7 protein-coding genes are annotated in these 12,771 nt (G+C 48.1%); all 7 read left to right on the top strand.

Translation table 11 applies throughout. The features are described 5' to 3' along the window. The first annotated feature begins 8 nt into the window (after positions 1 to 8). The 7 genes from KNO95_RS13710 to tuf all read left to right on the top strand — a co-directional run bounded on the left by KNO95_RS13710 (position 9) and on the right by tuf (position 12,691). A complete protein-coding gene (locus KNO95_RS13710; RefSeq protein WP_026824824.1) occupies positions 9 to 605 on the top strand; it encodes a class I SAM-dependent methyltransferase in 597 nt (198 codons plus the stop codon). A gap of 193 nt (positions 606 to 798) precedes the next feature. Next, a complete protein-coding gene (gene rpoB, locus KNO95_RS13715; protein WP_214879406.1) occupies positions 799 to 4,347 on the top strand; it encodes a DNA-directed RNA polymerase subunit beta in 3,549 nt (1,182 codons plus the stop codon). 22 nt (positions 4,348 to 4,369) lie between these two features. Next, complete coding sequence (gene rpoC / locus KNO95_RS13720; protein WP_214704383.1) at positions 4,370 to 7,969, top strand: DNA-directed RNA polymerase subunit beta'; 3,600 nt, start codon at positions 4,370 to 4,372, stop codon at positions 7,967 to 7,969. A 290-nt stretch (positions 7,970 to 8,259) separates the two neighbouring features. After that, positions 8,260 to 8,682 (top strand): 30S ribosomal protein S12, encoded by a 423-nt coding sequence (rpsL, locus tag KNO95_RS13725; RefSeq protein ID WP_012727683.1) that lies wholly within the window; start codon positions 8,260 to 8,262, stop codon positions 8,680 to 8,682. Between the two features lie 49 nt (positions 8,683 to 8,731). After that, entirely contained in the window at positions 8,732 to 9,199 is a 468-nt protein-coding gene (gene rpsG / locus KNO95_RS13730) for a 30S ribosomal protein S7 (RefSeq protein WP_026824827.1), read from the top strand. A gap of 112 nt (positions 9,200 to 9,311) precedes the next feature. Then, the gene (fusA, locus tag KNO95_RS13735; protein ID WP_214879394.1) at positions 9,312 to 11,390 is read left to right on the top strand and encodes an elongation factor G; all 2,079 of its coding nucleotides are present in this window, start codon (positions 9,312 to 9,314) and stop codon (positions 11,388 to 11,390) included. A 113-nt stretch (positions 11,391 to 11,503) separates the two neighbouring features. Beyond that, a complete protein-coding gene (gene tuf / locus KNO95_RS13740; RefSeq protein ID WP_026824829.1) occupies positions 11,504 to 12,691 on the top strand; it encodes an elongation factor Tu in 1,188 nt (395 codons plus the stop codon). Positions 12,692 to 12,771: the final 80 nt, after the last annotated feature.

The following is a 12,771-nucleotide window of genomic DNA, read 5'->3' on the forward strand; positions in this document are numbered from 1 at the left end:
TTCGACGCATGGGAGATCATTACTATACGAACGATCCACGTTCGGAAAGTGCCCCGGAGACATGGACGTATGAGTTACGAGGGAAACAGTATCATTTCACTTCGGACCGCGGTGTGTTCTCGAAAGGATCGGTCGATTTTGGGTCACGTCTTTTAATTGAATCGTTTGAAGTACCTGAGGTGTCAGGACGCATTTTAGACGTAGGCTGCGGCTATGGTCCGATGGGGATCTCGCTTGCCGATGCCTCTGGGCGTGAAGCATTGCTCATTGATGTAAATGAGCGTGCGCTGGCGCTCTCTGAGCAAAACGCCGCCCGTAATGGAGTGACGGTCGAAACACGGCTTTCTCACGCGTATGACGCGGTGGGGGGAGAACGGTTTGCCGCCATTGTCACCAATCCGCCGATTCGTGCGGGAAAACAAGTCGTCCATACGATCTTGCGTGAAGCACATGCGCATTTGGTCGATGGAGGAGCAATTTATGTCGTCATTCAAAAGAAACAAGGAGCGCCTTCTGCTAAAAAGTTATTAGAAGAGGTGTTTAGTCAAGTCGAAACGGTCGCGAAAGAGAAGGGTTACTTTATTTTCCGAGCAATTCGGTCTTGACAAACGGTGAAGTCTTGTTGACTCGCTATAACGTATATGCTAACATTATAAAATGCCATTGGAATGGAATTCGCTTGAAACTGCCGTGTCTGCTGCTTTTTAGAGACGGAAAACGAGCGACATTCAATGACAATGTTCGATTATTACGCCCGAAAAATTCGCTAAAGAATTGGGGGTCTGAGAGGTGAATCAGTTGACTGGTCAACTTGTTCAGTACGGTCGTCACCGTCAGAGAAGAAGCTTTGCCCGTATCAGTGAGGTTTTAGAGCTTCCGAATTTGATTGAAATTCAAACTGCTTCTTACGAGTGGTTCTTGCGTGAAGGATTGAAGGAAATGTTCACAGACATTTCACCGATTTCCGACTTCACAGGAAACCTCGTGTTGGAGTTCATCGATTACTCGCTCAGCGAGCCGAAGTATTCGATCGATGAATCGAAGGAGCGCGACGTTACTTATTCTGCGCCACTTCGCGTAAAAGTACGTCTCCAAAACAAAGAGACAGGTGAGCTCAAAGAACAAGAAGTGTTCATGGGAGATTTCCCGCTCATGACAGAATCGGGAACATTTATTATTAATGGTGCAGAACGCGTCATCGTTTCCCAGCTTGTCCGTTCACCGAGCGTGTATTACAACGCTAAACTCGATAAAAATGGTAAACGTGGATTTGGCGCAACCGTCATCCCGAACCGTGGTGCTTGGCTCGAACTTGAAACAGATGCCAAAGATATTGTTTATGTTCGTATCGACCGTACCCGCAAAATTCCGGTAACGGTGTTGTTGCGTGCCCTCGGATTCGGTACGGACCAAGAAATTATCGACCTTCTCGGTGATGACGAATATCTTCGTAACACCCTTGAAAAAGATAATACAGAGTCTACAGAGAAAGCGTTGATCGAGATTTACGAGCGTCTACGCCCTGGTGAACCACCAACTGTAGAAAACGCGAAATCACTTCTCGTATCACGTTTCTTCGACCCGAAACGTTATGACTTAGCGAACGTTGGTCGCTATAAGATGAACAAGAAACTTCATCTTAAGAACCGTTTGTTCGGTCAAAAATTAGCGGAAACGCTCGTGGACCCGGAAACAGGCGAAGTACTCGCTGAAGCTGGAACAGTCCTCGACCGTCGCAACTTAGATCGTATCCTCCCACATTTGGAGAGCGGCCTCGGTTATGTCGATGCGGAACCGACTGGCGGCGTCGCTGAAGGCGAACCGTTCGGTCTTCAATCAATCAAAGTCATCTCACCAGATGACCCAGATGGAGAGCGTATCTTGAACATCATCGGAAATGGCAATATCGACCGCAGTATCAAACATGTTACGCCGGCTGATATTATCGCTTCAATCAACTACTTCTTTAACTTACTTCATGAAGTCGGAACAACAGATGACATCGACCATTTAGGAAACCGTCGTCTTCGTTCAGTCGGAGAACTTCTCCAAAATCAATTCCGGATCGGGCTTTCTCGTATGGAACGTGTTGTAAAAGAACGTATGTCGATTCAAGATCAAAATGCGATTACACCTCAGGCGCTCATTAACATCCGCCCGGTTATCGCATCGCTTAAAGAGTTCTTCGGTAGCTCGCAATTGTCACAGTTCATGGACCAAACGAACCCGCTCGCAGAGCTTACGCACAAACGTCGTCTCTCTGCACTTGGACCGGGTGGTTTGACACGTGAGCGTGCTGGTTTCGAAGTTCGAGACGTTCACTATTCCCACTACGGTCGGATGTGTCCAATCGAAACGCCAGAGGGCCCGAACATCGGACTCATCAACTCACTTTCGTCTTATGCGAAAGTGAACGAGTACGGTTTCATCGAAGCACCATATCGCCGTGTCGACCCGGAAACAGGTCTTGTCACAAGTGAAATTCAATATATGACGGCCGATGAGGAAGATCTCTACGTCGTCGCACAGGCAAACATGCCGCTCACAGAGGATGGTCACTTTGCAGACGAACAAGTTCTTTGCCGTTTCCGCGGACAAAACTTGTCAGTCGAGCCAAGCCGAGTGGACTACATGGACGTATCGCCGAAACAGGTTGTTTCTGCTGCGACAGCATGTATCCCGTTCCTTGAGAACGATGACTCAAACCGTGCCCTCATGGGAGCGAACATGCAACGTCAAGCAGTACCACTTCTTCAACCAGATTCGCCGATTGTCGGTACTGGAATGGAGTATGTGTCTGCGAAAGACTCTGGTGCAGCAATTGTTGCGAAATACCCAGGTGTCGTTGAACGCGTCACAGCGCGTGAGGTCTTGATCCGTCGTATGTCTGACGTAAACGGTTCTGAGGTTTCAGGTGATTTGGATCGTTACAAACTTCAAAAATATGTCCGTTCTAACCAAGGAACATGCTATAACCAAAAACCAATCATCGCAGCTGGCGATCGTGTCGAAAAAGGAGAAATCCTTGCGGACGGTCCGTCGATGGATATGGGTGAGCTCGCGCTTGGCCGTAACGTTGTCGTTGCCTTCATGACATGGGATGGTTACAACTATGAGGATGCGATCATCATGAGTGAGCGTCTCGTGAAAGATGACGTGTACACGTCGATTCATATCGAAGAGTACGAGTCAGAGTCACGCGACACGAAACTTGGACCAGAGGAAATCACACGTGATATTCCAAACGTCGGAGATGACGCACTTCGTAACTTGGACGATCGCGGAATTATCCGTATCGGAGCTGAAGTTAAGGATGGCGATATCCTCGTCGGTAAAGTAACACCTAAGGGCGTAACGGAATTGACGGCGGAAGAACGTCTCTTGCACGCAATCTTCGGTGAGAAGGCACGTGAAGTACGTGATACGTCACTTCGTGTACCAAACGGTGGAGATGGAATCATCTTGGATGTCAAAGTGTTCGACCGTGAAAACGGCGACGAGTTGTCTCCAGGCGTCAACCAAATGGTACGTGTCTATATCGTCCAAAAACGTAAGATTCACGAAGGGGATAAGATGGCGGGACGTCACGGTAACAAAGGTGTTATCTCGCGGATCCTCCCTGAAGAAGATATGCCATACATGCCAGACGGTACACCGGTTGACATCATGCTCAACCCGCTTGGGGTACCATCGCGTATGAACATCGGTCAGGTACTTGAACTCCACCTTGGAATGGCAGCGAAGAAGCTCGGCATCAAAGTGGCAACACCTGTATTCGATGGAGCGCGTGAGGAAGACGTATGGGCAACGATTGAAGAGGCTGGTATGGATAAAGATGCGAAAACGCGTCTCTATGATGGTCGTACGGGTGAACCGTTCGATAACCGCGTCTCTGTCGGTGTCATGTACATGATCAAACTCGCGCACATGGTTGATGATAAACTTCACGCTCGTTCGACAGGACCATACTCACTCGTTACGCAACAACCGCTCGGTGGTAAAGCACAGTTCGGTGGTCAGCGCTTCGGAGAGATGGAAGTTTGGGCTCTTGAAGCGTACGGTGCAGCCTACACGCTCCAAGAAATCTTGACAATCAAGTCGGATGACACGGTCGGTCGTGTGAAAGCATATGAGGCCATCGTGAAAGGCGAGAGCGTTCCAAAAGCGGGCGTTCCTGAATCATTCCGCGTCTTGATCAAAGAGCTTCAAGCTCTCGGTATGGAAGTCAAGATGATGTCAGCGGATGATGAAGAAGTCGAAATGAAAGATGAAGATGACGACAACATCCCGAACGCAACATCGGCGTTAGAACAAGTCGTTCAACCGACTGTTACGGAAGAGGAATAAGGCGAAAAGGGAGGTCGGCCCCTTGGTAGATGTTAATCGATTTGAATATATGAAAATCGGCTTGGCTTCATCAGAGAAGATCCGTTCGTGGTCTTACGGTGAAGTCAAAAAGCCGGAAACGATCAACTATCGTACACTTAAACCAGAGAAGGACGGATTGTTCTGTGAACGAATCTTCGGTCCTACGAAAGACTGGGAATGTTACTGCGGGAAATACAAACGAATCCGTTATAAAGGAGTCATTTGTGACCGCTGTGGCGTTGAAGTGACGAAAGCGAAAGTGCGTCGCGAGCGAATGGGCCATATCGAGCTCGCGGCACCAGTTTCGCACATCTGGTACTTTAAAGGGATTCCAAGCCGCATGGGGCTTGTTCTCGATATGTCACCACGTGCACTTGAAGAAGTCATTTACTTCGCATCTTACGTGGTAACAGAACCAGGTGACACACCGCTTGAGAAGAAACAACTTCTCTCGGAAAAAGAATTCCGTCTCTATCGTGAAAAATACGGTAGCGACTTCAAAGCAGACATGGGTGCTGAAGCAATCCGTACACTTCTTCAAGACGTCAATCTTGAAAAAGAAGTGGGTGAGCTTCGTGAAGAGTTGAAAACTGTCCAAGGTCAGCGTCGTACTCGTGCGATCAAGCGCTTGGAAGTTCTTGACGCGTTCTTCACTTCAGGAAACAATCCAGACTGGATGATCCTTGAAGTACTTCCTGTCATCCCGCCAGAGCTTCGCCCAATGGTACAGCTCGACGGAGGACGCTTTGCGACATCTGACTTGAACGATTTGTATCGTCGAGTCATCAACCGGAACAACCGTCTCAAACGTTTGCTCGACCTCGGCGCGCCGAATATCATCGTGCAAAACGAGAAGCGTATGCTTCAAGAAGCGGTTGACGCTCTCATCGACAACGGTCGTCGTGGTCGTCCGGTAACAGGTCCTGGTAACCGTCCGCTCAAATCGCTTTCACATATGTTGAAAGGGAAACAAGGTCGTTTCCGTCAAAACCTTCTCGGTAAACGGGTCGACTACTCAGGACGTTCGGTTATCGTCGTAGGACCAAACTTGAAGATGTATCAGTGTGGTCTTCCAAAAGAGATGGCACTTGAGCTCTTCAAACCGTTCGTAATGAAAGAACTTGTCGGTCGCGGCATCGCTTCAAACATTAAGAACGCAAAACGTAAAATCGAGAAGATGCAACCTGAAATCTGGGGCGTCCTTGAAGAAGTCATCCGTGAGCATCCGGTTCTCTTGAACCGTGCCCCGACACTTCACCGCCTTGGTATTCAAGCATTCGAACCGATTCTTGTTGAAGGTCGTGCGATTCGCCTTCACCCACTCGTATGTACGGCTTATAACGCCGACTTCGATGGTGACCAAATGGCTGTCCACGTTCCACTTTCTGCAGAAGCACAAGCGGAAGCACGCCTTCTCATGCTCGCTGCACAGAACATTTTGAACCCGAAAGACGGTAAACCGGTTGTTACACCATCGCAGGATATGGTCCTCGGTAACTACTACATCTCACTTGAACGTGAAGATGCCGTCGGTGAAGGAAAAGTGTTCTCGAACGTCAACGAAGCGTTGATTGCTTACCAAAACGGATATGTCCACTTGCACTCGCGTGTGGCTCTTCCGGCACGTACGCTCAACAATCCGACGTTCACAGACGAACAGAACGAGAAATTGCTCATTACGACAGTTGGGAAGATGATCTTTAACGAAATCTTGCCAAATACGTTCCCTTACTTGAACGAGCCAACGATGGAAAACTTGCAGGAAGCAACGCCTGACAAGTACTTCATCGACAAAGGGACGAACGTTGCGGAAGAAATCGCATCACGTCCAATCATCGATCCGTTCAAAAAAGGATTCCTCGGGAAAGTCATCGCGGAAGTGTTCCAGAAGTTTGAAACGACTGAAACAAGCCGCATGCTTGACCGGATGAAAGATCTTGGCTTTAAGCACTCGACAAAAGCGGGTGTAACGGTTGGGATTGCTGATATCATCGTACTTCCTGACAAACAGGAAATCTTGGATGAGGCACAAACTCAAGTCGACCAAATCATGAAGTCGTTCCGTCGCGGTCTCATCACAGAAGATGAGCGTTACGAGCGCGTAGTACGTGCTTGGAACGAAGCGAAGGATGAAATTCAATCTCGATTGATGAAATCCCTCAACCGCTTGAACCCGATCTTCATGATGTCTGACTCTGGTGCCCGTGGTAACGCATCTAACTTTACGCAGCTTGCGGGTATGCGTGGTTTGATGGCCGCTCCATCTGGTCGCATCATCGAACTTCCAATCAAATCGTCGTTCCGTGAAGGTCTGACGGTTCAAGAGTACTTCATCTCGACTCACGGGGCTCGTAAAGGTCTTGCCGATACAGCCTTGAAGACAGCCGATTCAGGTTACTTGACGCGCCGTCTTGTTGACGTGGCGCAAGATGTCATCATCCGTGAAGAAGACTGTGGAACAGACCGCGGAATCCGTGTGTCTGCACTCCGCGAGGGTACGGAAGAAATCGAAAGCTTGTACGACCGACTCGTCGGACGTACATCGTTCGAAACGGTCACACACCCTGAAACGGGCGAAGTGTTGATCGATAAGAACGAATTGATTACAGAAGATATCGCACGCATCATCGTTGATGCGGGTGTTGAACAAGTTGAAATTCGTACAGCCTTCACATGTAACACGTCACACGGCGTATGTAAGAAATGTTACGGACGCAACTTGGCGACTGGATCAAACGTTGAAGTCGGAGAAGCCGTCGGTATCATCGCCGCGCAATCGATCGGTGAGCCAGGAACGCAGCTTACAATGCGTACCTTCCACACTGGTGGGGTTGCCGGAGACGATATCACACAAGGTCTTCCACGTATCCAAGAGGTATTCGAAGCCCGTAACCCGAAAGGTCAAGCGGTCATCTCGGAAATCTCTGGTACGGTCATCGACTTCACTGAATCACGTGACAAGCGTGAGCTCACGGTCGAAGGATTCAGTGAGACACGTTCATACACGATTCCATTCGGAGCTCGTCTCCGCGTCCAAATTGGTGATACAGTTGAAGCCGGTGAAGTCTTCACGGAAGGTTCGATCGATCCGAAAGAATTGCTGAACGTCCGTGGTGTATCTGGTGTTCAAAACTATCTTCTCCAAGAAGTTCAAAAAGTTTATCGGATGCAAGGGGTAGAAATTGGTGATAAGCACGTTGAGGTTATGGTTCGCCAAATGCTTCGTCGTGTTAAAGTTATCGAGTCTGGTGACACGCCACTTCTTCCTGGATCACTTGTCGACATCAGCGTCTTCAAAGAAGCGTGTAAAGGTGCGATTCGTGACGGGAAACACCCGGCGACTGCAAAACCGGTCCTACTTGGAATCACGAAAGCCTCGCTTGAGACAGATTCGTTCCTCTCAGCAGCTTCGTTCCAAGAAACGACTCGTGTCTTGACTGATGCGGCAATCAAAGGGAAGCGCGACTACCTCCTTGGACTCAAAGAGAACGTCATTATCGGTAAACTCGTTCCGGCTGGTACTGGAATGGCTGTCTACCGTGATGTGAAACTTGAAGAAGATGAGGCACCAGTTGCTCTCGAAGATACAACGGTCGAATAAAATACGTCTTGACAGCGCAGGTTGGCGGTGCTACTATGATTTAGTGCCGCCAATCGGTTGTTGTCGATGACAACGGTGTCCAGCAGTCGGCAAGCTACTTGGACGTCCATCCGAACTTTCTACGGGAAGGTTTGGCTGCTACAATTGCCACTTTCAAGGTATAACTCACGTTTTTGCGAGGTCATGGAATGCCTACGCCTCGTAAAAACGTTTCGTTATGACCTTAAATGAACCACCCGGGTCGGTGGGACTAGAAAATAGCAACATTCAGGAAGGGAGGATCTTCAAAGATGCCTACTATTAACCAGTTAGTCCGTAAAGGACGTAAATCGAAAGTCGTTAAATCTGACTCTCCAGCACTTAACAAAGGTTACAACAGTTTCATCAAGTCACAAACAAACGTGAGCTCACCACAAAAGCGTGGTGTTTGTACACGTGTTGGTACAATGACTCCGAAGAAACCGAACTCGGCGCTTCGTAAGTATGCTCGTGTTCGTTTGACTAACCAAATCGAAGTGACTGCGTACATCCCAGGTATTGGCCACAACCTTCAAGAGCACAGCGTTGTTCTTATCCGTGGAGGACGTGTAAAAGACTTACCAGGGGTACGTTACCACATCGTTCGTGGTGCGCTTGACACTGCAGGTGTGGACGGACGTATGCAAGGCCGTTCTAAATACGGTACGAAACGTCCGAAAGCTGCGAAGAAGTAATTCTCGCCAACTAAAAATACAATTGAAATCTTGAAAGGAGGGTACTCGGATGCGTAAAAACCGTGCAGAACGTCGTGACGTTATCGCAGATCCGATCTACAACTCGAAATTGGTAACTCGCCTCATTAACCGTGTCATGTTAGACGGTAAAAAAGGTACAGCTCAAACTATCATTTACAACGCATTTGGCCTCATCGCTGAACGCTCAGGCAAAGAGCCTATGGAAGTGTTCGAAGAAGCAATGAACAACATCATGCCTGTACTTGAAGTTAAGGCACGCCGCGTAGGTGGAGCTAACTACCAGGTTCCTGTTGAAGTTCGTCCAGAGCGCCGTACAACACTTGGTCTTCGTTACCTCGTGAACTACGCTCGTCTCCGCAACGAAAAGACGATGGAGCAACGTATCGCGAACGAAATCATGGATGCAGCCAACAACACTGGTGCATCTGTTAAGAGACGCGAAGACATGCATAAGATGGCAGAGGCAAACAAAGCGTTTGCTCACTATCGTTGGTAATTTAATCGTAAAGTCCACTCCGCCAAGCGTGGCTTAACGGAGTGGCTTTCGGGTATAATCATATCGTGTGCCAACACACGAAAATCAAATATGCGGAAGGAGAATACCCAGTATGGCAAGAGAATTCTCCCTAAAGAATACTCGTAACATCGGGATCATGGCTCACATCGATGCCGGTAAAACGACAACAACTGAACGTATTCTTTATTACACAGGTCGTATCCATAAAATTGGTGAAACGCACGAAGGTGCTTCACAAATGGACTGGATGGAGCAGGAGCAAGAGCGTGGTATCACGATCACTTCGGCTGCGACAACTGCACAGTGGAATGGTCACCGTGTAAACATCATCGATACACCTGGACACGTAGACTTCACAGTAGAAGTTGAACGTTCACTTCGCGTACTTGATGGTGCTGTTGCTGTACTTGACGCTCAGTCAGGTGTAGAACCACAAACAGAAACTGTATGGCGTCAAGCGACGACATATGGTGTACCACGTGTCGTATTCGTCAACAAGATGGATAAAATCGGCGCAGACTTCTTGTACTCTGTGAAGACGCTTCATGAGCGCCTTCAAGCGAACGCTTACGCGATTCAACTCCCAATCGGAGCAGAGGACAACTTCAAAGGGATCATCGATCTCGTTGAAATGAAGACTTACATGTACAACAACGACCTCGGTACTGACATCGAAGTGATTGATGGCTTCCCAGCTGACATGGCTGACCAAGCTGAAGAACTTCGCGGTCAATTGATCGAAGGTGTTGCTGACTTCAACGAAGAGTTGATGATGAAGTACCTTGAAGGTGAAGAAATTTCAATTGAAGAATTGAAAATTGCAATCCGTCAAGCGACACTTAGCGTTGAATTCTACCCTGTACTCGTTGGTTCTGCCTTCAAGAACAAAGGTGTTCAGCTTATGCTTAACGCCGTTGTTGATTACCTCCCATCACCAGTTGATGTCGAGTCAATCAAAGGGGTCAACCTCGATACAGAAGAAGAAATCACACGTGAGCCTTCTGACGAAGCTCCATTCTCAGCACTTGCGTTCAAAGTTATGACTGACCCTTACGTCGGTAAATTGACGTTCTTCCGCGTGTACTCTGGTACAGCTGAAGCAGGATCATACGTGAAGAACTCGACTAAAGGGAAGCGCGAGCGTCTCGGTCGTATCCTTCAAATGCACGCAAACAGCCGTGAAGAGATCCCAATGGTATATGCTGGTGATATCGCCGCTGCTGTTGGTTTCAAAGACACGACTACTGGTGACACGCTTTGTACTGAGAAAGACAACATCGTTCTCGAATCAATGACGTTCCCAGAACCAGTTATCTCGGTTGCAATCGAGCCTAAATCGAAAGCAGACCAAGATAAAATGGGTCAAGCTCTTGCGAAACTCGCAGAAGAAGATCCAACATTCCGCACTGAAACAAACCCTGAGACTGGTCAAACGATCATCTCTGGTATGGGTGAGCTTCACCTTGACATCCTCGTTGACCGTATGCGTCGCGAATTCAAAGTAGAAGCTAACGTTGGTGCACCACAAGTTGCTTACCGTGAAACAATCCGTGGCGCTGCGAAGATCGATTCGAAATTCGTTCGTCAGTCTGGTGGACGCGGTCAGTACGGTCACGTTGTCGTAGAATTCGAGCCGAACGAAGAAGGCGCTGGATTCGAGTTCGTGAACAAGATCGTCGGTGGTGTTGTACCACGTGAATACGTCCCAGCTGTTCAAAACGGGATTGAAGAAGCTCTCGAAAACGGTATCCTCGCTGGGTACCCAGTAGTAGACGTTAAAGCTCGTCTCGTATTCGGATCGTACCACGATGTCGACTCGAACGAGATGGCGTTTAAAGTTGCTGCTTCGATGGCGGTTAAACAACTTAAGGACCAAGCGAAAGCTGTTATCCTTGAGCCAATGATGCGTGTTGAAGTTGTTATCCCAGAAGAATACATGGGTGACATCATGGGTGACGTTACGTCACGCCGTGGACGCGTAGAAGGTATGGAAGCTCGCGGTAACGCTCAAGTCGTTAAAGCGATGATTCCACTTTCTGAAATGTTCGGTTACGCAACATCACTTCGTTCACGTACGCAAGGACGTGGAACGTACTCGATGCACTTCGATCATTACGAAGAAGTACCGAAATCAATTGCTGAAGAAATCGTCAAAAAAGCGAACGGCTAATAACGGTTGTATCGCTAGATTGATTGTTGTAAGCTAAGGAGGACGTATGTTAAAAGTAACCTACGTCTTCCTAGTTAAATAAAACTAATCGTTTAATAGAGGAGGAATCTAGAATGGGTAAAGAAAAATTCGACCGTTCTAAGCCGCACGTTAACATTGGTACAATTGGCCACGTTGACCACGGTAAAACAACTTTGACTGCAGCAATCTCTGCTGTACTTTCACGTGCACAAGGTAAAACAGCTACTAAGTTTGACCAAATCGATGGTGCTCCAGAAGAGCGCGAACGCGGTATCACAATCGCAACAGCTCACATCGAGTACGAAACTGAAAAGCGTCACTACGCACACGTTGACTGCCCAGGACACGCTGACTATGTTAAAAACATGATCACTGGTGCTGCTCAAATGGACGGAGCAATCCTCGTTGTATCTGCAACAGATGGCCCAATGCCACAAACACGTGAGCACATCCTTCTTTCACGTCAAGTAGGTGTTCCTTACATCGTAGTCTTCATGAACAAAGTTGACATGGTAGACGATGAAGAGCTCCTCGAACTCGTTGAAATGGAAATCCGTGAACTTCTTTCTGAATATGACTTCCCAGGCGACGACCTCCCTGTAATCAAAGGTTCTGCACTTGGCGCACTTAACGGTGAAGCTCAGTGGGAAGAAAAAGTTATGGAACTCATGAACGCTGTTGATGAGTACATTCCAGAACCAGTTCGTGACACTGATAAAGACTTCATGATGCCTGTTGAGGACGTATTCTCAATCACTGGTCGTGGTACTGTAGCGACTGGTCGTGTTGAGCGTGGTGTTCTTCGCGTCAACGACGAAGTTGAAATCGTTGGTCTTACAGAAGAAACTAAGAAAACTGTATGTACTGGTGTAGAGATGTTCCGTAAGCTTCTCGACTACGCTGAAGCTGGCGACAACATCGGTGCACTTCTCCGTGGTGTATCACGTGAGGACATCGAGCGTGGACAAGTACTTGCTAAGCCAGGTTCAATCACACCACACTCTAAATTCAAAGCATCAATCTATGTTCTTTCTAAAGAAGAGGGTGGCCGTCACACGCCATTCTTCGCGAACTACCGCCCGCAGTTCTACTTCCGTACAACTGACGTAACAGGTATCGTTCACCTTCCAGAAGGTACTGAAATGGTAATGCCAGGAGACAACATCGAGTTGACGGTCGAATTGATTTCTACAATCGCGATCGAAGACGGTACACGTTTCTCTATCCGTGAGGGTGGCCGTACTGTAGGTGCTGGTTCAGTAACAGAAATCATCGAGTAATCGATTGACTCATCTGAACAACTTCAAGCAGTCCGCAATATGCGGGCTGCTTTTTTGTGTTTTCATGATGACATGGTAAG

This window comes from Exiguobacterium sp. ERU653 (assembly GCF_018617775.1).
Classification (GTDB): domain Bacteria; phylum Bacillota; class Bacilli; order Exiguobacteriales; family Exiguobacteriaceae; genus Exiguobacterium; species Exiguobacterium marinum.